Source organism: Thiocapsa roseopersicina, from assembly GCF_900106925.1.
Lineage (GTDB): Bacteria > Pseudomonadota > Gammaproteobacteria > Chromatiales > Chromatiaceae > Thiocapsa > Thiocapsa roseopersicina.
In genome coordinates this window covers 191,317-210,783 of record NZ_FNNZ01000002.1, presented here as the reverse complement: position 1 = coordinate 210,783, position 19,467 = coordinate 191,317, and the positions used below count along the sequence as shown (strand labels likewise).

The following is a 19,467-nucleotide window of genomic DNA, read 5'->3' as shown; positions in this document are numbered from 1 at the left end:
TAAGATCAAGGCTTTCGAGGATTCGGAATCGTCCATGACGCTACCGACGCAGGACGACGAGCGCGCCGGCCGACTGCAGTCCATCTTGTTGACCTTTGCACGCGAGTCTCGCGTACCCGATCTGCCGAACGGGATCGATCTGGACTCACGGCTGGAGGCGGACCTCGGGCTCGATAGCCTGAGTCGATCCGAGCTGATCGCGCGGGTCGAGAAGGGTCTCGGGGTGAGACTCTCGGACCAGGCGCTCTTGGCGCCGACCGCCCGAGACCTTTTGGGATTGCTGCTCGATGCTTCGGAGGGTACGCCCGAGGGTGCGCCCGGCGCCGGTTTCACCGTTGCTCCCGAGCGAGCGGACGAGGGTCATCCGGTCTCCGCCAAGACCCTTTTGGATGTTCTGGATCGGCACCTGGTAGACCACGCGGACCGGGTCCACATCCTCTACGAGGGGTCGGAGTCGGGCACGCAGCCGATCCCTTATCGGTCGCTTGCGGACGGCGCGGCACGGGTCGCAGCCCGCCTGCAGGCGGCGGGATTCCACCCGGGGGCGACCGTGGCCCTCATGCTCCCGACGGGTCCGGACTATTTCTACGCCTTCTTCGGCGTCCTCATGGCCGGCGGCATCCCGGTACCCATCTATCCGCCGAGCCGACCGCAGCAGATCGAGGAGCACCTGCGTCGCCACGCCCGGATTCTCGACAATGCCGGTGCGGCCTATCTGATCACGGTCCCCGAGGCGCGCGCCATCGGCCGCGTTCTGCGGGTTCAGGTCCGCTCGCTGCGAGGCATCGTGACGCTCGAGGGTCTGGAGCAGGAGATTCCGAGCGAGACGCGGGCGCGCCCCGCGCCCGAGGACATCGCCTTTCTCCAGTACACCTCCGGCAGCACCGGCGATCCCAAGGGTGTCGTCCTCACGCATGCCGACCTCCTCGCGAACATCCGCGCCATGGGCGAGGTCGTGCAGGTTGCGCAGAACGACGTCTTCGTGAGCTGGCTCCCGCTCTATCACGACATGGGTCTGATCGGTGCCTGGCTCGGCAGTCTGTATTACGGTATTCCCTTGGTCTCGATGTCCCCGCTGTCCTTCCTGGCGCGTCCGGTGCGCTGGCTGGAGGCGATCCATCGACACGGCGGGACCATCTCGGCGGCCCCCAACTTTGCCTACGAGCTTTGTCTGACCCGGATCACCGACGCCCAAATCGCGGGTCTGGATCTGAGCCGCTGGCGTTGGGCACTCAACGGTGCCGAGCCTGTCAGTCCCGAGACCTTGCGTCGCTTCGCCGCGCGCTTTGCCCCCGCCGGTCTGCGTGCCGAGGCGCTTGCACCTGTCTATGGTCTGGCCGAGGCGGCGGTCGGGTTGGCATTTCCTCCCGCGGGGCGCGGGCCTCGGATCGATTGTATCGACCGCGAGCGCTTTGCCCGCGCAGGCTATGCCTTGGTGGTCGATTGCGAAGATCCGCAGGCGATGGAGGTGGTGGCCTGTGGTCGTGCGCTTCCCGGCTATCGGGTGCGCGTGGTCGACGAAGCGGGCCATGAGCGGCCGGAACGCCACGAGGGTCTGCTCGAGTTTCAGGGTCCGTCGGCGACCCAAGGCTACTATCGCAATCCCGTGGCCACGCGGGCGTTGATCCGCGACGGCTGGCACGCGACCGGGGATCGCGCCTATCTTGCGGGCTGCGACATCCATCTGACCGGCCGGGTGAAGGACCTCATCATCCGCGGCGGGCGCAACATCTATCCCTACGAGGTCGAGCAGGCGCTCGGCGAGATCCCCGGCGTGCGCAAGGGCTGTGTCGTCGCCTTCGCGGCGAAGGACCCGGAGCTGGGCAGCGAGCGGCTGGTGATCCTGGCCGAGAGCAAGGAGCGTGATCCGGCGCGGCGTGCCGAGCTGGCCCGGCAGCTGCGCGAGCGTGCAACCGATATTCTCGGGCTGCCGCCCGACGAGCTGCTGCTGGCCCCGCCGCGTGCCGTGCTCAAGACCTCCAGCGGCAAGCTGCGCCGCGGAGCCACGCGGGATCGCTATCTGGCCGGCCAACTGTCCGAGCAGGTGCGCCGCCCGGTTTGGCAGTTGATGCGGGCCGCGGGGTCAGGGCTTCGCGCCCGGATCCTGAGCCTGCCGGGGCGACTCTATGCGGGGTACGCGTGGGCGGTGTTCTACCTGATCGCGCCTTGGTTCTGGATCGGCATCATGGCGAGCCCGAGTCCACGTCTGCGGTGGACGTTGGCGCGGGTCGGCATCCGGCTCCTACGCCGGCTGACCTTCGTGCGACTCACCGTCACGGGACAGGAGCATCTTCCTCGCGCGGGACACCCCTTCGTTCTGGTCGCCAATCATCAAAGCTATCTCGACGCACTCGCCTTGGCGGAGGCGGTCGAGCGTCCGATCGGCTTTGTCGCCAAGAGCGAGCTGCTCGCGCGCCCGATCGTGGCGGTCTTCATGCGGCGGATGGGTGCGAATTTCGTCGATCGCTTCGATCCGTACGCGGGCAGTGCCGAATCCGGCCGTTTGACCGAGGTGCTGGTCCGCGGCGAGACCCTGGCGTTCTTCCCCGAAGGCACCTTCCGCGAGCAACCCGGGCTCTTGCCCTTTCGAATGGGTGCCTTCGCCGCGGCCGCTCACGCCGGCGTGCCTCTCGTGCCCGTGGTCCTGCGGGGGACGCGCGAGCTGATGCCGGGCGACCGATTCTCACCGCGCCCCGGGCATGCCGAGGTGCTGATCGGCCCGCCTATTCAGCCCGACGGAGAGGATTGGGAAGCCGCGATCGGACTGCGTGACCGTGCGCGTGCCTGGATTGCCGAGCGTCTGGCCGGCTGATCGATCGGTGTATCAGCGTCCGATTGCCACCGGACAGCCTAGGGTCTCCAAGCTGGTCCAGAGCGAGGCGCGCGCGAGGAGCGAGTTGGTCTCGTCGAGGATGAGCAGATCCATGCCGAGGTTGCGGACCGTCGCCGCAAGAGCCGCGGAATCGGTTGCCTCCAGCGACACCAAGCGGGTCTGCTCGCGGACGGGTCCGAGCTGCTCGAGGGCGCGGTTGCGCAGCGTCGCGGTATCCGCGGAGGTTGCGGGTTGCAGGATGACGACGAGACTCGCGGCATGTCGAATCCCCAGCTCCAAGGCGATCGAGAGGGCGCGTGTCGACCCTTCGCTCCCGGAGTAGAGGACGCCGAGGAGCAGACCGTCGTGCGTCGGTTTCGGAGCGGTCGGCCGCGGCCGTCTCCGCAGGGGGGCGAAGCGCCCGATGCGCCCCAGTGCGAAGAGCTCCGCATCGAGCGCGGCACCCAGGATCTCGGCCTCGAGATCGCCCCGCCAGACCCGGAACGACCAGGCCACACCCAGCTCGGCAGCGGTGCGCTCGAGCCTTTCGCGCACGCCGCGTGCCGCGGCGCGCAGCTCGCGCTGGAGCCGGTCCACGTCCAGGGTGCTTTCGCACAGGGTCGCGATCCGCAGCTCGCGCAAAAAGGGCAGCCCGGCGAGACGCAGCAGCTCGGTGTCTTCGACGAACACGCCCTCCAGCTCGGCATTCAAGGCGGCGGCGATGCCGGCTGCCAACGCCAAGCCCTGCAGGCTGTGCGGGGAGGCGTCCAGTGCGACTGCGATGCGTCGGATCCGTCCGGCCGGATCTGCAGCGCTCATGGCTCGGCCCTCTCCGACGGTGGGGTCTTGCCGTCCTGTGCATGCAGGGCGCGCAGGCGCTCGGAGAAGCCGATCAGGCGAGCCTCGACGCGGGCGTTGACGCTGCCGTCGGGGAAGCGCCCGTCGGAGGTGCGCTCGCCGGCCGCCGTCCCGGTCAGGATCTCGATCCCCTCGTCGATGCTCGCGATCGGGTAGACCGCGAACCGGCCTTGTGCGACCGCCTCGCGCACGTCGGCGCGCAGCATCAGATGCTTGACGTTGGACACCGGGATCAGCACGCCCTGACCCTCGAGCGGTCCGCGCGCCGCGCAGGTGTCGAAGAAGCCCTCGATCTTCTCGTTGACCCCGCCGATTGCCTGGACCTCGCCGAGCTGATTGACCGAGCCGGTGACGGCAAGCGACTGGCGGATCGGCAGATCGGCGAGCGCGGAGAGCAGGGCATAGAGCTCGGCCGAGGAGGCGCTGTCGCCCTCGATGCCGCCGTAGGACTGCTCGAAGACCAGGCTGGCCGAGAGCGAGAGCGGATGGTCCAAGGCATAGCGCCCGGCGATGAAGCCCTGGAGGATGAGTACGCCCTTGGAATGGATCGGGCCGCCGAGCTTGACCTCGCGCTCGATGTCGATCAGCTCGCCCTTGCCCAGTCGCACCCGCGCGGTGATCCGGCTGGGATGTCCGAACGCGAAGCCGCCCAGGCTCATGACCGCGAGCCCGTTGACCTGACCGACCCGTGCCCCGTCGGTCTCGATCAGGATGGTCCCCCGCGTGGTCTCTTCGCGCAGCCGTCGGCTGATGCGGTCGGCGCGTGCGATCTTCGCATCGATGGCCTGTTGGACATGCGCGGCGCCGACCGTCTCGCATCCGTCCGCGCCTGCCCAGTAATCGCTTTCGCGCACCAGATCGCCGATGGAGCGCATGTGACTGGTGAGCCGCTCGTTGTCGTCGGCCAGGCGCGCGCTGTGCTCGATCACCCGAGCGACCGCGGCGCGATCGAAGTGACGCAGCCCGGCACGCCGCACCTCGGAGGCGACGAAACGCGCATAGACGAGATGGCTCTCCGGGCCGCGCACGAGCTGGTCTTCGAAATCGACCGCGACCTTGAAGAGCTCGCTGAACTCCGGGTCCAGCTCGCAGAGCAGATAATAGACGTGACGCTCGCCGAGCATCACGACCTTGACATCCAAGGGGATCGGCTCGGGCTCGAGCGACAGGGTGCTGATGAGGCTGGTGATCTGGGCGAGCGATTCGATGCGGATCTCGGCGGCCTGCAGCAGACGCTTCAAGGTCTCCCAGGCGAGGGGCTGTATCAGCAGCTTGAGTGCATCGATGATGAGATAGCCGCCGTTGGCCTGATGCAGCGCGCCGGCGCGGATCATGGTGAAGTCCGTCTCCAACGCGCCGAGGTGGGCGCGGTGCTCGATGCGTCCGACCAACTGATGATGCGCCGGCAGATCCGCATAGACGACCGGGGCGCCGCCGTTCTTGTCGTGCCCCAAGAGTACGTTGATCCGGTAGCGTTGATGCCAGGGCGGGCCGTCGGGGTTCGGCGGGATCCAGATCCCGAGAAGCGGGGGTTGTTTGTCGCTCTCCGGCAGGAACTGGCGAAAGTTCTCCACCACGTCCTCCTGCACCTGCCGCAGATAGGCGACCACGGCAGCGAGATCGCCGTAGGTCTCGCAGAGGGCCTCGATCAGGCTTTGCGTGGCGGCAGCGGCCATCTCGCGATTGAGCGCTTCGATACGCTCGTCGGAGCGCTTCTTCCAGAGCGGCATCTGGTGCAGTGCCTTGCGCATTTCGGCCTGCAGGCTGTTGATGTCCTCCTCGATCCGGGCCCGGTCCTCGTCGGAGAGGGCGTGAAACTCGTTCGGACCTAGCGGTTTGCCGTCTCGCACCGGCGCGAGGGTAAAGCCGGTCGGGGTCTGCAGGAGGATGACGTCCTTCTCCTTGGCCAGCTCGCGGATCTGCCCCATCGCCTGCTCTTGGCGCTCTTCCAACTCTTCTTCGAGCGCCTGGGTGCGCGTGCGGTATTCGTCGCTTTCGAAGACACCCTGGATCGCGCGGTGCAGATCCTCGACCAACTGGTCCATGTCGCGTTTGAGCTCCGCCCCCTTGCCGGGTGGCAGACGCAGTGCGCGCGGGCGATGCGCGTCTTCGAAATTGAAGACATAGCACCAGTCGGGGGGAACGGCCTCGTGCGTGGCGCGCTCTTGGAGTGCGCTGCGGATCAGGGCGTATTTGCCCGTTCCGGACGGCCCCAACGCGAAGAGGTTGTAGCCCGTGTGACGGATGCCGACGCCGAAGCGAACGGCCTGAATCGCCCGATCCTGGGCGATCAGGCCGTCGCGGACATCCAGATCGGCGGTGGTCTCGAGCGCAAGCTGCGCGGGGTCGCACTGCCGATAGAGTGCCGAGGGTTCGAGTGGTGCAACGCTCATCCGCTGAAGCTCTCCGCGATCGGGGCGCCGAAGGATTCCGTGGTGTAGCGCGAGACCCGCAGGGTCTCGGACCAATACCGCGATGGCAGGCCCGCCTTATGACGCAGATGCTCGAAGAAGTCCGCGGGCTCGGGCAGTTGCTCCCAGACCGACGGCAGGAAGGTTCCGCGCCGGCCGCGATCTTCGAGGATCAGACCGTCGATGCCGGGGCGGATCTGTCCGAGCAGATCGGATTCCGACCGGAAGTGCATCGGCTCGGACGGACTCAGCACCGAGATGTGGATGTCCAGCCGCGGCAGCTCCGCGCGGGTCAGCGGCGGGAACCGCGGATCCTCGAAGGCTGCGGCGTAGGCGTTGCGGGCGACATCGACCACCAGCGGCCGGATCGCCTCCAGCACGCCGATGCAGCCGCGCAGCTCCCCCGCGATCTGAAGCGTCACGAAGGTGGCGCGCTCGGCTTGGAGCGCGGCCGGATACTCGTGCGGATCCGGCTCCAGCGGGCGGCCGTGGTTCAAACCGTGCTCGATCGACTGTGCCGCGACGGCCAACAGCATCCGGCGCTCCTCGGCCCGATAGAGGCGGTGCGTTTCAGTGGAAGACATAGGCACCGTACCCCACCACCTGGTCTCGCGAGCCGGCGGTGTCGCCCGAGTTGCGCAGATCCAGCGTGCGGGCCTGCATCCCGCGGCGTCGTGCCACCGCGAGCAGGCCGTTCACCGGGATCCGCCCGCATGCCTGCTCGTATCCGATGTCTTGGGGGCGGAGCGCCTCGATGGCCGCCGAGGTTGCCGTGTCCAACGCTCTGGCGGTTGCGTAGGTGTGATAGTGGCTGAGGTCCGAGCTGATGACGATGAGGGTCTCGGGACCGCCCCAGAGCAGATCGAGCACCTCCGCGACCTCCTCCGGACCGGCGTCGCCGACCACGAAGGGCGCCAAGCTGAACCGCTCTAAGACCTCCTGCAGGAAGGGGAGTTGCACCTCGAGACTGTGCTCTTGGACATGCGCCGCATCCATCAGTCTGACCTGCGGCAGGGTCAGTGCCAGGTCGATCGCGGCTCGGTCCAGCTGCACCGGGCCGAGCGGCGTCTCGAACCGATCCGCGCTGCTTGCGGCAAGGCCGCGCAGAGCCACGCGATGTGCCGGACCCAGCAGGACGACCCGGTGCACGGTCGCGCGGACCCGGATCAGGGTGGCATAGGCCGTGGCGGCGATGGGGCCGGAGTAGATATAGCCGGCATGGGGGACGATCAGGGCTTTGGGGGGCTCGCCCTCCGGGCTCGCCTCGGCGAGGAGCTCGTCCACCGTACGTTTGAGCACGCGGGGGTCGCCCGGATAGAAGAGACCGGCCACGGCCGGGCTGCGGGAGAGTGACATGGCTGTTTCCTCCTGACGGATGAGGGCCGTGAGGACCGACTCGGGACAGCGAGGCCTCATACGCAAAGTATAGACCGCAGGGGTGATGCGTCTTGCGGCGCGGGCAAACTCGCCCGAGACCATACCCTCATCCGGGGTTGCAATCGGCCCCGCGTCTTCCACACTGAAGATATACCGAGCAGGAGGTTGCGATGAACGGCGAGCGGATCGATCGCGTCGTCCCGACGCGCTACTGGCATGCCTTGGAGGACGGTCGCGTCCAATGCGACCTCTGTCCGCGTTTCTGCCGAATCAAGGAAGGACAGCGCGGCATGTGCTTCGTGCGGGCCTGTCAAGGCGGAAAGATCGTCCTGACGACCTACGGACGATCGTCCGGTTTCTGTATCGATCCCATCGAGAAGAAGCCATTGAACCACTTCCTGCCGGGCACCCCGGTGCTCTCCTTCGGGACCGCCGGCTGCAACCTGACCTGCAAGTTTTGCCAGAACTGGGACATGAGCAAGTCACGCGAGATGGACACGCTCGCCGATGCCGCGGAGCCCGAGACGATCGCGCTGGCGGCCGAGTCGCTCGGCTGTCGCAGCGTCGCCTACACCTACAACGACCCGGTGATCTTCCACGAATACGCTATCGACGTGGCCCGGGCGTGCCGCGAGCGCGGAATCAAGTCGGTCGCCGTGACCGCCGGCTACATCTGTCCGGAGCCGCGGGTCGAATTCTTCAAGTGGATGGATGCCGCCAACGTCGATCTGAAGGGCTTTACCGAGGATTTCTATCACCGGCTCTGCAGCGGCCATCTGCAACCCGTCCTGGAGACCTTGGAGTATCTCGTCCGAGAGACCAAGGTTTGGGTCGAGCTGACGACCCTGCTGATCCCCGGAGAGAACGACTCGGAGGCCGAGCTTCAATCCATGACCCAATGGGTGGTCGAGCATCTCGGGCCCGATGTCCCGATGCATTTCACGGCCTTTCATCCCGACTACAAGATGCTCGAGTATCCGCGGACCCCGCTTTCGACCCTGACCCGCGCGCGCGCCGTCGCTATCAAGAACGGCGTCCGTTATGCCTACACCGGCAACGTGCACGACGAGGACGGCGAGAGCACCTACTGTCACGCCTGCGAGCAGAAGCTCATCGGCCGGAACTGGTATCGGCTGTCGGACTGGAATTTGACCGCGGACGGTCGCTGCAACGGTTGCGGGACGGCCTGTGCCGGTGTCTTCGAGCCGATGCCGGGCCAGTGGGGCGATCGGCGTCAGCCGGTTCGTCTTCGCGACTTCGCTGCCTGAACGGCGGCCGGGCAGCAGGGAAGGCTCGACCGCAAGGATGGAGCCCGAGTCGAGTCGCGACGAGGACGCCGGATCGGCAGGCGAGCGGATCGCCCTGCCGATCATCAGGTCACGATGATCAAGATCACCGGATTCATCCATCGCGAGGCACTGCACGACCTGATCGGGCGCTGGATGCTCGACCGATTCGAGGCGTCGGACCCGACGGCCTTGCTGCAGTTGGTGCACTTCAACTCCGTCTATGTCGCCCGTTACCTCCCGCTGCTTGCCGAGGGTCTGCTGCAGGGCGTGCACGGCGGACGGATCACGCGTCGAACCTGCTTCACCAAGGGCGACCTCAAGGACCAGCTCGTCGCCTACCTGCCGGACGCATCCGAGCGGGCGACCCGGTTGGTGGCCGGCTACCGGGTCGACCCTGGACGTTTCTATCGCGAGACCCCGTTTCGGGGCACAGCCTATTTCACCGGCTCCGAAGGACAACGCCGTTATGTCGGCTCAAGCCGAATCAAGCGCATCCGGCGACTCGCCGAGAAGTCGGCGCGCAAGGTCGTCGATTGGCTTTACGAAGAGATCCTGCGTCGGGCTCGATCAGATCCGCGGCTTCCGGAATCCGACGCGACGATCGGCGGACTCGTCGGACCGCTCCGACCGGATCTTGCTCACGACCCCGCCCGCGCTATAGACAGCCTCGAAGCGCACGGGCGCGCGCTCCTGCATCGTCTGCGCGCGATGCCTGCACCGGGATGGCCCCATGATGTCGAGATCAACGACGTCGCCGGAATCAAGGTCGTCATCGCGCCGGACGCGGAGGCGCGTCTGTCCGAGATCCTCCGGGGACTGGGGTGTCGGCCGGTGGAGCGCGAGGTCCATCGGGGCGATTACAGCGCAGTGAATCTGCTCGTCGATTTTCACCCGGACAAGGACCGGATCCTGGCGCAGGGGCTCCCCGAGAAGGTCGTGCGGATCTTCGGGGCTCATGGCATCACGCCATGGGAAACTCGCCGCCGTTTCGAGACCTTCGTGCGCAGCGGCGAGCCGGCTGTGCGCGTGGAGATCATCTGCTCGGACCCTGCGGAGACCTTGGAGAGCGAGATCGGCCGCTGCATGCACGAGGACCGCATCATCCGCCAGCGCCTGGGACGGGCCTACCAAGGACAGCTGTCGCAGAACCTGGAGTTCCTCCTCGAATACCTCTTCGCGCTTCCCGCCGCACCCGAGGCTCGACTCGATCGATTGCCCGTGCGACTCTGGGAGCGGTACCTCCCGGACTACTTCGACGAGGTCAAGCGCACGCTTTTCCGCGTGCCGTCCGTGGAGCTGGATCCGGAGTAACCCCGTCGATAATCGAGGATTTAAACCGCGTCCAGAGCGAGACGCTCACTTTCGAGTGAGCTCGACGTTTGGTGCATCCATGGTCCCTAACGTGGACGCTGTTCAAAAAGTTTATATTTTTTCAATATCTTAAACCGCGCCGACTCCAGCGGTCGTCAAGTCTGCCGGGGCCGATCCCATCCAAAAACGTCGCATACCGCGCCGGGCGCGGTTTAAGGAGACGAGCATGCCGGCCAAAGCGTTCGACGTCGTCATCATCGGGGCGGGACCCGCCGGGCTGTTCGCGGCCATGCGGCTCGCGGACAGGATGAAGGTCCTGGTCATCGACCGCCGCCCGCGGCCGGGCGGGGCCGGCGGCTACACGGACGGCAAGCTCAACCTCTCGCCGCATATCGGACTGGATCTCGCGGAGCTCGGGCTATCGGAGGAGGAGGCGACCCGTCGGATCCAGGAGGTAGATCGGATCTTTCTCGACCACGGGGCGGACCCGACGCTGCATGGTCTGGACGAGGCGCGCATTCAATGGTGGCTCGACCGCGTCTCCTGGGTCCGCCGGCCGGCCTCGAAGGGCCGCTGGGATATCCAGCTGGTTCCGGTGGTACAGCGTCACATGGGGACCGACTTCGCGCATCGGGTCACCAAGGCGATGGCCGACACGGTCGAGCAACGCGGCGGCACCTTGATGCTGGGAACCGCGGTGACCGAGATCCGCCGCGAGACCGACGGCGGCTTCCTGATCGAGACCGCCGCAGGTGACTTCCGCGCGCCCTATCTGGTCTGCGCACCGGGTCGCGAAGGCGCCTACTGGTTCCGCGAGAAGGCGCGTGCACTGGGGGTGCGCACCGGCCACGGCGTGATCGACATCGGCTGTCGGGTCGAGATCGCCTCGGCGGTCTACGAGGAGATCACCGACGTCCTCTACGACCCCAAATTCATCTTCTGCACACCGACCCATCAGGATCGCACACGCACCTTCTGCACCAATCCGGGCGGCCATGTCCGAATCGAGGAGCACCGCGACTTCCGTCTTGTCAACGGCGACGCGCTGAAGGCATCCAAGACGCTCAATACCAACTTCGCGATCTTGAACACGGTGGGCATGACCGAGCCGCTGCAGGACACCACCGAGATGGGACAGCAGGTCGCCCGCTTCGCCAACTTCTGGGGCGGCGGCAACAGTCTCGTCGTCCAGCGCTGGGGCGATCTCATGGCCGGGCGACGCTCCAAGGCGCAGAGCTTCTTCTCCGCCGAGCTCGGCTTCGACAAGTTGATGCCGACCCTGCCGCCGGGCCCCGGCGTCACGCCCGGCGACATCTCCTTCGCCTACCCTGGCCGGATCGTGCGCAACCTCCAGGAAAGCCTCGAGCTGCTCGCCCGCGTCATCCCGGGTGTCGCCCATCCCTCGACCATCATCTATGTGCCCGAGATCAAGTTCTACGATGTCCGCTACCCGACCAGCCGCGAGCTGGAAACGGACGTCCCCGGACTCTTCGTCGCGGGCGACGGGGCAGGGAAGTCGCGCGGCATTGTGGGCGCGGCGGTCAACGGGCTGATGGCGGCGGAGGGGATCCTGCGGCGCGTCGGTTGAGTCCGGCTTCCAGCCTCCAGCCATCAGCCATCAGCCATCAGCCGCCAGCTTCCAGCCGTCAGCCACCAGGGATTGATGAGCCTAAAAAGAGTAGTTGAACCGCAAAGGCGCAAAGGACGCAAAGGCGTTCGATGCCTTGTTTCAATGCGGCTATTCACCCAAAGGGTGAACGTCATTCGCATTGCAAATCCTTGTTTTACTTTGCGTCCTTTGCGCTTTTGTGGTTCTGAATGCCGGATTTGGGATGATAGCTGATAGCTGATAGCTGATAGCTGATAGCAGGCGGCAGGCGGCAGGCGGCAGGCGGCAGGCGGCAGGCGGCAGGCGGCAGGCGGCAGGTCAGCGCCCGCCGAGCATCTCCTCGACATAGACGGCGACTCCGTCCATCAGCATCTGCACCGCCATCATGATCAGCAGCATCCCGGTGAGTCGCACGAGCGCCCGAAGCGCGCGCGGACCCAATTTCTCCATCAGAAGCCCTGACGCCAGCAGGATCGCGGCGCTGACGCACCAAGCCGCAGTCAGGGCGCCAAACCAGGTCCAAAACCGATCGGGCTCGCGGCTCACCAGCAGCAGCACCGCGGCGAGCGCGGACGGTCCGGCGATCATGGGCACCGCCAGCGGGACGATGAAGGGTTCCTCGTCGAGCTCGCGCCGCTCGATCGTCTCATGATCCGGGAAGACCATCCGCAGCGCGATGATGAAGAGCACCACGCCCCCCGCGACGCCGAGCGCCGGTTGCTCGAGCCCCAGGTAGCGCAGGACCAGATCGCCCGCCGCCAGGAAGGCCAACAGGACCAGGTAGGCGACCACCAGCTCGCGCCCGATGATCCGAATGCGTCGGGGACGCGAATAGCGCCCGAGCAGCGAATGGAACACCGGAATATTCCCCAAGGGGTCCATGATGATGGCGAGCAGGATGGCGGCGGAGAGCAGATCCATGTCGTCAGTCTAGACCCTGTCCGACCGGGACGGATCACCGGCCATCCAGGCGGGACCGCGACGGATCGAGCGAGGCACCCTCCGGCCGAGCTCGACGATGGGCCCGACCGCCGGGACGCGCCGACTGCTCACCGGCGGGACGCGATGCCGGACCGATCGGCAGAGAACTGCCCTAGGCGTTTGGCGGATCGCTTTGCTCGGCCGGTTCGGATACCGAGTCGAGCGTCCTGATCTGATCGATGATACTCACCAGCTTCCGCCCCTTTTCGGTCAGTCCGTATTCCGTGCGCGGCGGGGACTCGGCGAAGACCTGCTTGGACAGCAAGTCGTAGTGGGTGAGTTTTCGCAGCCGTTCCGACAGGACCTTGGTCGAGATGCCGTCGATATGACGTTCCAGGGCTCCAGGTCGCGTGATCCCGGCGCCGACGGCTTGCAGCACCGAGACCGACCATTTGCAGCCGACCACGTCCTCGAGTTTTTTGTAGGTCGAGCGCAGTGGCGACGATGGTTTTTTCATTGTTTTGAGAATCAATAAATTACACCAAAAAGTGCCCGGCTTACCGAAAAGTGCCCGCTATTCGAGCGGTCCTGTTGCTCCTACTATCGAAGGCAGGCTTCGGCATCGCGCCTTGGCCACCCATCAGAACGGAGACCAGGATGAAGAGCAAAGCGATCTTCTATCATGCCGGTTGCCCTGTCTGTATCGCGGCTGAGCAAAGTTTAGCCAAGGCCATCGACCCCGCAAGGTATGAGGTCGAGGTTGTCCATCTCGGTACCGACCGCGCGCGTCTGGACGAGGCGGAGGCATTCGGCGTCAAGTCCGTCCCGGCACTGGTCATGGACGGGACGGCGTTTCACATCAACTTCGGTGCAGGCATCGATGCCTTGCGATGACTGTCGCCTGCAGTTTGACGCGGCTCGATCGCCAAGAGACTCATGATGGCCTCGCAGAGGTCGGGGATCGCCGCGGCGACGGCCGGTGTCAAGCCGGGCGACCAACCGATCTCGCCCGGCTGGATCCCGAAGATGATGATCTCGGACGGGAGCACTCGGAGCGCCTCGCCCAGCAGCAGCGCTTCGGCCAGACCGGCATCGTGCAGGGTTCCGCGCAGGTCCGGATCTTGGGCTCGCAGGCAATCGGGGCTGAAGCGTCGCCAAGTTCCGGGCATCTCTCCCATCTCGGCCGCATCGACGATGATGGCGCGATCGTAGCCCCGCAGGCTCAGGACCAAACCCAGCCCGGGTGTGCCGCCATCCAACCCCGTCACGCCCGGGGGAAGGTCGGGCAGGGCGTTCAAGACGGCTGCGCCGACGCCGTCGTCTCCGCGCAAGGGATTGCCCAACGCCAAGACGAGCGTGGCAATTGGGGCTTTGGTCATCATTGCGGCCAAGCCTGCGCTTGGTGCGGAGCGCCGGAAGCGACGTGACACCGCAGGAGCGGTGTCATGAACAGGCCGTCGGGCTGGGTAGGATCAATACTGCCATGAAGCGCTCCGGGATAATTGTTTAGACCGTACCCGAAGCCGGAATCGCCTTTCGGCGGACGGCGTCGTTAAACGAATTCCCTGTACCCTCGCAATGACGCGGTTCAGCAAAAAAATCCATCACTTTTAAACCGCGTCGACTCCGGCGTTCGTTTGTCCCCGTGCGTCCGCGAGCTGGCTCCGGTCAATGCATGTCACTCGACGACGCGGTTTAAACGAACTTGACGTCGAGCATGTGCGTCGAGCATGAGATGCAGGGGTCGTACGCGCGCACCAGCATCTCCAGCGCCAAAGTGATCTCCTGCTGCGTCCGGTCGAGGATCCCGGGGACGAGCGCGCGCATGTCCAGCTCGATGTTCGCCAGGTTCTGCCCGGTCGGGATGATGCAGTTCGCCCCGACGATCGTCCCGTCCTCGATCTTGTAGTGATGGAAGAGTGTCCCGCGCGGCACGTCGGCGGCGCCGACACCTTCGCCCGACATGCGCGTGGGCGCGGCCGGCTCTTCATGCCGGATGCCGTGCTCGAGCAGCTGGTCGATCAGCAGGATCGCATCCTCTGTGCAATGGACGACCTCCACCGCCTGGGCCGCGGCATTCAGATAGGGATTGATCGTCTTGGGTCGGAGGCCGAGTGCCTCGGCCGCGGCCTGCGCGCGGGGGTGCAGCCGATCGTAATTGATGTTGAAGCGCGCGAGCGCCCCGACCAGGTACGACTCGCGTTGATGGCGGGCGTGCTTGGCGGACGAATGCGGGACGATGGTCTCGTTGGTCACCTCGCGATAATCGGCGAGCGGCCGGATCCCGCCGTCGCTGCTTGCGATGGACCCGTCGATGAAGCAGTACTCGTCGTCCCGATGCAGGGCGACGTATTCGGTGTCGCGCTCGAACGCCGGGAACTCCAGGCCCTGCAACAGCTGGATCGTCGCGTCGCAGTCCGCACGCGAGGCGACCAGGCGCTCGCGCAGGGCGCGCAGATCCGCGGGCTTGGGGAACTGCGTGAATCCGCCGACCGTCATGGAGATGGGATGGGTATGGCGTCCGCAGAGGGTTGCGCAGAGATCGCCGGCAAGCTGCTTCATGCGCAATGCGCGCAGGACGAGATCCGGCGCGCTCTTGGCAAGCGGGATCACGCTGCCGAGGCCGAGATAGTCGGGCGCCACCAGCATGTAGATATGCAGAACATGGCTGTCGAGGATCTCGCCGTGAAAGTTCAGCTTGCGCAGCAGGGTCGTCTGCAGGCTGGGCGTGACCCCGAGCGCCTGCTCGGTCGCACGCAGGGAGGCCGTCGCGTGCCCCACCGCGCAAATCCCGCAGATGCGCGAGGTGATGTGGGATGCCTCGTCGTAGGCGCGACCGCGCAATATCGCCTCGAAGAAGCGCGGTGTTTCGACGATCTGCAGATCGCACTGGGTCAGCTCGCCGTTCTCGACATCGACGACGATATTGCCGTGCCCTTCGACGCGCGTGACATGATGAACATCGACCTTCAGGGTACTCATGCCGGCGTCACTCCATCCATTTGCATGGTTTGATAGGTGAGGAACAGCGACAACCGGGCATCGATCTGCTCTTCGGTCATTCCGCGCTCGCGAAGCGCCTCTTTGATCGATCCCAAGTTGGGCGAGGGGACGAGCCCGCGACAGCCCTCGCAGCCTTGCCCGCAGGACGGGCAGATGGCGTCGCAGCCGGCACGCGTGATGGGCCCGAGACAGGTCTGTCCGCGCAGGAACATGCAGACGTTCTCGGTGAGCTTGCACTCGATGCAGAGCGGGTAATCGGGGATCGCCGGCATGCGGCCCTGCAACAGATGCGTGACCGCCATGGCGAATTCGTCGCGGTCGATCGGGCAGCCCGGGATCACGGCGTCGACCTTGATCACGGCGCTCAGCGGACGTGCCGGGTAGGTCTCGAACCAGTCCTTCTTGTCGCCGTAGACGTACTCGCGCACATCGTCCAACGGCATGCGATTGCGGATGGCGTTGATGCCGCCCAGGTGTGCACAGGCGCCGACCGCGATCACGATCTGCGCCTGCGTGCGGATCTCGCGGATCTTCTCCTCGTCGGACGGTCGCGTACAGGAGCCCTCGATGAAGGCGATCTGATAGTCGTCGCTGCGCTCGGTCATCGCCTCGCGGAACTGGACGATCTCGATCACCTCGAGAAGCTCGGGATGGCGTTGCAGGGTGTCGAGGACGGTGAGCTGGCAGCCTTCGCAGCTCGTGAACTCGAAAAAGGCGACCTTCGGCTTCATGACAACGCCTCCTCGAGGTTCTTGACCTCGGCGTACGACAAGACGGGGCCTTGCTGGCAGGTGTAGATGTGATGCATCTGACAATGTCCGCATTTGCCGACCCCGCATTTCATCTGCCGCTCGAAGCTCAGCCAGATATTGCCCTCGGCGATCCCGGCGGCGAGCAGCTCGTCGAGGACGAAGCGGTACATGACCGGCGGCCCCACGATCGCGACGACCGTATTGCGCGCCGGGAACTTCACCTTCGGCAGCAGGGTGGTGATGACGCCGACCGGGCCGTCCCATCCCTCGGTCGGACGATCCACCGTCACATGACACTCGACATCCTCGCGGTCCGCCCAGGCCGCCAGGTCGGCCGGGAACAGAAAGTCGTTCGGCGTGCGCGCCCCGTAGAGCAGTGCGACGCGCCCGTACTTGCCGCGCTCGTCCAGCACCTCGGTGATCAGGGAGCGCAGCGGTGCGAGCCCGAGCCCGCCGGCGATGAAGATGATGTCCTTCCCGTGGAAGCGGTCGATCGGGAATCCGTGCCCGAAAGGTCCGCGGACGGCGATCATGCTGCCGACGTCCAGCCGATGCAGCGCATCGGTCAGCTTCCCGACCCGACGTACGCACAGCTCGAAAGAGCCGTTGCTGCGCGCGGGCGAGGAGCAGATGCTGATCGGCGCCTCGCCGATCCCCAGGATCGAAACCTCGACGAACTGCCCCGGCTTGTGGTCGATGGTGAAGCCGCTCGGCAGCTCGAGATGGAACCACTTCTCCACCTCGGTGAACTGCTCGACCTCGACGATGCGTGCCGGGGTCGGCATGTAGATGGACGAATGGGTGAGTGTTTCGCGCAGGAGTGTGGTCATGACCGCGACGATGCCTCCTCGGTGGCGGGCCGGCGGCGCTCGGCCAGGGTGTTGAGCAGGCCGATCGGCGTGATGTGGGCCGGGCAGGAGAGTGCGCAGCGTCCGCACCCGACGCATCCGAGCAGACCGTACGACTCGAATTGATACTTGCCTTTGCGCAGGAAGCGATGGCGCAGTCGTCGCGCTTGGGAGCTGCGGAAGTTGTGTCCGCCGGCGACCACGGCGAACTTCTCGATCAGGCAGGAATCCCAGACACGGATGCGTTTGCCGTGCTCCAACTTAAGATCGATCTCGTCCAGCACATCGAAGCAGTAACAGGTCGGGCAAACCTTCGTGCACTGACCGCAGGCGAGGCAGGTGTCCCCGACCTCGTCCCAGAGCGCGCTGTCCTGGCTGGCCGCAAGCAGATCCGGGAGATCCGTCACGTCGCAGTCCAGGCGATAGTCGAAGTTCGGCCATTTCCCGGCCATCACCTGGTTCACTCGGTCGTAGTCGGCCTCGACGGGCTCCCAGAACAGACTGAGCCCCTCGATCAACTGCTCGCCCTGCTCCGAGCCGATGTCCACTGCATAACGATCGCCCAGATCGGTGAGGTGAACATCGAAGCCCTCGGGTACGGCAAGCGTGCCCATGCTCTTGCAGAAGGCGTGGTCCATGCAGGGTTTCAGGCATTCGATGCTGACCAGGGTCGTCTTGCGCCGACGTGCTTGATAATGCTGGTCGGTGTGGCCGGTGCCCTGGATCTTGTCCAGGAGGGTGATGGCGTGCAGGTCGCAGGTGTGCAGGGCCATGATCACCGTGGGCTGGATCTCTTCGATCAGCGGCGACATCTCCATCGTCTTGGCGTTGAAGGCAAAAAGGTCCTCGCGCGGCGGCAGGAGGTACTTTTTGGGCGGGAGGACGCTGGTGTGGTAGTCGAGAACCAGGTCGTCCGCATTCTCGATCTCTTCGAAGATGTACTGACCGTAGGTCTCGCGAGGCGCCACGACACGGTGGGTTGCACGCAGGCGTTCAACCCACGCCTTGAGCGAGTGCTTGGGGAGTATTTTCAACGGGATGTCCCTCGGCGAAGGAGGATTCGGTGCACGCGGCGGCACCGGTCGGAATGGAGCCGAATGGCTCCGGCATGTGCATAGCCCGGCGGATGATTGCTCGGAAGCGGGGAGCAGGTGTCGGGAGACAAGGGGCGCCGAGAATCGGCGGTGAGCAAGGTGGCCGCGTGTACCGAGGCGTCTTCGGGTGTGCGCTGCGCATCGCGCGCGGGGCCGATGCGGTCCTGCATCGACGTTGGCCGAGCGATTCGGGCTGCAGATCGGTCGGCGCCCTCGGGTAAAACGACCATGCAGTTACTGCGGGATTACGAAAATGCGCGCAGGGTAACCATCCGGAGTGTGCAGCGCAAGCCGCGTGCAACCTTGCGGTTGCGAGGGCGCTCAAGCTAAGGAGGGCGGGTATCGACGGGGTCGGGTGAATGGATCAGTCGTCACGCATCCGCTTCGAGAGGATATCCCACTTCTTGATCTCGAACTCGCCCTCGGTGAGGACGCCCTCGCGCTCGAGAGCCTTGAGTCCCCGCAGGAGGCGGATCAGGTCCTCGACGCCGGTCGGCCGACGTGTCATCCGATGCTTGAGTTGGGTGAATTCAGCCGGGGTCAGAACGCCCTCGCGTTGCAGAGCAGCGAGCCTGGCGAGCCCTTCGGCGATGCCGGCGGGTGCGGTCGGAACGCCCGCGTGGATGGCGTCGAGGTCGTTGCGGATGGCGAGCTCGTCATGGACGCTGACGCGCGGTGTCTTCGCTCTGGCGTTGAGGCGCCGCCCGGCAGCGGCGAGAATCCGGCCCTTGTGCAGGGCATCCCGGCGCAGGGCGGTGTTGGCCGGGTCATCGGCCAAGGCCGCAAGGGCTGCCCGATAGGTCTCCTTCGCGGCCGCGTAGGCGCGGTGCTCGGCGTGGGTCTTGAGGATGGCGAGCGCGAACACCCCGCCGACGATCAGCCAAAACCAGATGCTCTTGTCCATGTCCGTTCTCCTGCTTCCTCGGGCGAGTCGTGGTCTCTCGAGCGACGAATCGACGACCACTATCATATTAGTCGCTTTGTCCCTTGCGTGTCCGGCGTCGCGGCATCGGAGTCGATGGCAGGTCAGGTATCTCCGACGCAATCTGTCTGCACGTCGAGCTTATTCCGGGCAGTTGGGGTGTCGGTTACGGTGGTCGACGAGCGATTGAGATCAGGCCGCGAGGCAGCGGACGTCGGGTCCATCGACTTTTTCCGGTATCGCGCGCGCCGTCATGCTTA

Annotated in this window: 17 protein-coding genes; 5 read left to right on the top strand and 12 right to left on the bottom strand. The window is 65.6% G+C overall.

Going from position 1 to position 19,467, the window contains the following annotated elements; genetic code table 11:
- Positions 1-34 precede the first annotated feature (34 nt).
- Positions 35-2,812 (top strand): AMP-binding protein, encoded by a 2,778-nt coding sequence (locus BLV04_RS03530; protein WP_093028209.1) that lies wholly within the window; start codon positions 35-37, stop codon positions 2,810-2,812.
- 12 nt (positions 2,813-2,824) lie between these two features.
- Here BLV04_RS03530 and BLV04_RS03525 read toward each other — a convergent pair whose 3' ends face one another.
- The 4 genes from BLV04_RS03525 to amrB are packed head-to-tail and all read right to left on the bottom strand — an operon-like array spanning position 2,825 to position 7,437.
- The gene (locus tag BLV04_RS03525; RefSeq protein ID WP_093028207.1) at positions 2,825-3,631 is read right to left on the bottom strand and encodes a putative universal stress family protein; all 807 of its coding nucleotides are present in this window, start codon (positions 3,629-3,631) and stop codon (positions 2,825-2,827) included.
- Positions 3,628-6,063 carry a Lon protease family protein gene (locus BLV04_RS03520; RefSeq protein WP_093028205.1) on the bottom strand — a complete coding sequence of 812 codons (2,436 nt, stop codon included), beginning with the start codon at positions 6,061-6,063 and terminating at the stop codon, positions 3,628-3,630. The genes BLV04_RS03525 and BLV04_RS03520 overlap by 4 nt, the downstream gene beginning before the upstream one ends.
- Positions 6,060-6,665, bottom strand: coding sequence for an AmmeMemoRadiSam system protein A (amrA, locus tag BLV04_RS03515; RefSeq protein ID WP_245731691.1), 606 nt, complete (start codon positions 6,663-6,665; stop codon positions 6,060-6,062). The genes BLV04_RS03520 and amrA overlap by 4 nt, the downstream gene beginning before the upstream one ends.
- Positions 6,652-7,437, bottom strand: coding sequence for an AmmeMemoRadiSam system protein B (amrB, locus tag BLV04_RS03510; protein ID WP_093028430.1), 786 nt, complete (start codon positions 7,435-7,437; stop codon positions 6,652-6,654). The genes amrA and amrB overlap by 14 nt, the downstream gene beginning before the upstream one ends.
- A 191-nt stretch (positions 7,438-7,628) precedes the next feature.
- On the opposite strand from amrB, the gene amrS reads away from it, so the two are divergent.
- From amrS to BLV04_RS03495, 3 genes are all read left to right on the top strand, one after another.
- Positions 7,629-8,726: an AmmeMemoRadiSam system radical SAM enzyme gene (gene amrS, locus BLV04_RS03505; RefSeq protein WP_093028201.1), complete on the top strand. Its 1,098-nt coding sequence runs from the start codon at positions 7,629-7,631 to the stop codon at positions 8,724-8,726.
- Positions 8,727-8,840: 114 nt separating this feature from the next.
- Complete coding sequence (locus tag BLV04_RS03500) at positions 8,841-10,058, top strand: hypothetical protein (RefSeq protein WP_093028199.1); 1,218 nt, start codon at positions 8,841-8,843, stop codon at positions 10,056-10,058.
- 226 nt (positions 10,059-10,284) lie between these two features.
- Positions 10,285-11,646 carry an NAD(P)/FAD-dependent oxidoreductase gene (locus tag BLV04_RS03495; protein WP_093028198.1) on the top strand — a complete coding sequence of 454 codons (1,362 nt, stop codon included), beginning with the start codon at positions 10,285-10,287 and terminating at the stop codon, positions 11,644-11,646.
- A 339-nt stretch (positions 11,647-11,985) separates the two neighbouring features.
- On the opposite strand, the gene BLV04_RS03485 is transcribed toward BLV04_RS03495, so the two are convergent.
- Positions 11,986-12,588, bottom strand: a complete 603-nt coding sequence (locus BLV04_RS03485) for a MarC family protein (protein ID WP_093028194.1) — start codon at positions 12,586-12,588, stop codon at positions 11,986-11,988.
- A 172-nt stretch (positions 12,589-12,760) separates the two neighbouring features.
- Positions 12,761-13,105, bottom strand: a complete 345-nt coding sequence (locus BLV04_RS03480; protein ID WP_175534477.1) for a winged helix-turn-helix transcriptional regulator — start codon at positions 13,103-13,105, stop codon at positions 12,761-12,763.
- A gap of 140 nt (positions 13,106-13,245) precedes the next feature.
- Here BLV04_RS03480 and BLV04_RS03475 point away from each other — a divergent pair, with 140 nt between their 5' ends.
- Entirely contained in the window at positions 13,246-13,482 is a 237-nt protein-coding gene (locus BLV04_RS03475) for a thioredoxin family protein (RefSeq protein ID WP_093028192.1), read from the top strand.
- Here the strand turns inward: BLV04_RS03475 and BLV04_RS03470 are convergent.
- The 6 genes from BLV04_RS03470 to BLV04_RS03445 all read right to left on the bottom strand — a co-directional run bounded on the left by BLV04_RS03470 (position 13,443) and on the right by BLV04_RS03445 (position 19,189).
- On the bottom strand, positions 13,443-13,970 hold the full coding sequence (locus BLV04_RS03470; protein ID WP_093028190.1) for a hydrogenase maturation protease: 528 nt from the start codon (positions 13,968-13,970) through the stop codon (positions 13,443-13,445). The two genes, BLV04_RS03475 and BLV04_RS03470, sit on opposite strands and share 40 nt — an antisense overlap.
- A gap of 313 nt (positions 13,971-14,283) precedes the next feature.
- Positions 14,284-15,570, bottom strand: coding sequence for a Ni/Fe hydrogenase subunit alpha (locus tag BLV04_RS03465; protein ID WP_093028188.1), 1,287 nt, complete (start codon positions 15,568-15,570; stop codon positions 14,284-14,286).
- On the bottom strand, positions 15,567-16,322 hold the full coding sequence (locus BLV04_RS03460) for an NADH-quinone oxidoreductase subunit B family protein (protein WP_093028186.1): 756 nt from the start codon (positions 16,320-16,322) through the stop codon (positions 15,567-15,569). The genes BLV04_RS03465 and BLV04_RS03460 overlap by 4 nt, the downstream gene beginning before the upstream one ends.
- Positions 16,319-17,173, bottom strand: a complete 855-nt coding sequence (locus BLV04_RS03455; RefSeq protein WP_093028184.1) for an FAD/NAD(P)-binding protein — start codon at positions 17,171-17,173, stop codon at positions 16,319-16,321. The genes BLV04_RS03460 and BLV04_RS03455 overlap by 4 nt, the downstream gene beginning before the upstream one ends.
- The gene (locus BLV04_RS03450; RefSeq protein ID WP_139191853.1) at positions 17,170-18,225 is read right to left on the bottom strand and encodes a 4Fe-4S dicluster domain-containing protein; all 1,056 of its coding nucleotides are present in this window, start codon (positions 18,223-18,225) and stop codon (positions 17,170-17,172) included. The genes BLV04_RS03455 and BLV04_RS03450 overlap by 4 nt, the downstream gene beginning before the upstream one ends.
- 424 nt (positions 18,226-18,649) lie before the next feature.
- Positions 18,650-19,189, bottom strand: coding sequence for a hypothetical protein (locus tag BLV04_RS03445; RefSeq protein ID WP_093028180.1), 540 nt, complete (start codon positions 19,187-19,189; stop codon positions 18,650-18,652).
- Positions 19,190-19,467: the final 278 nt, after the last annotated feature.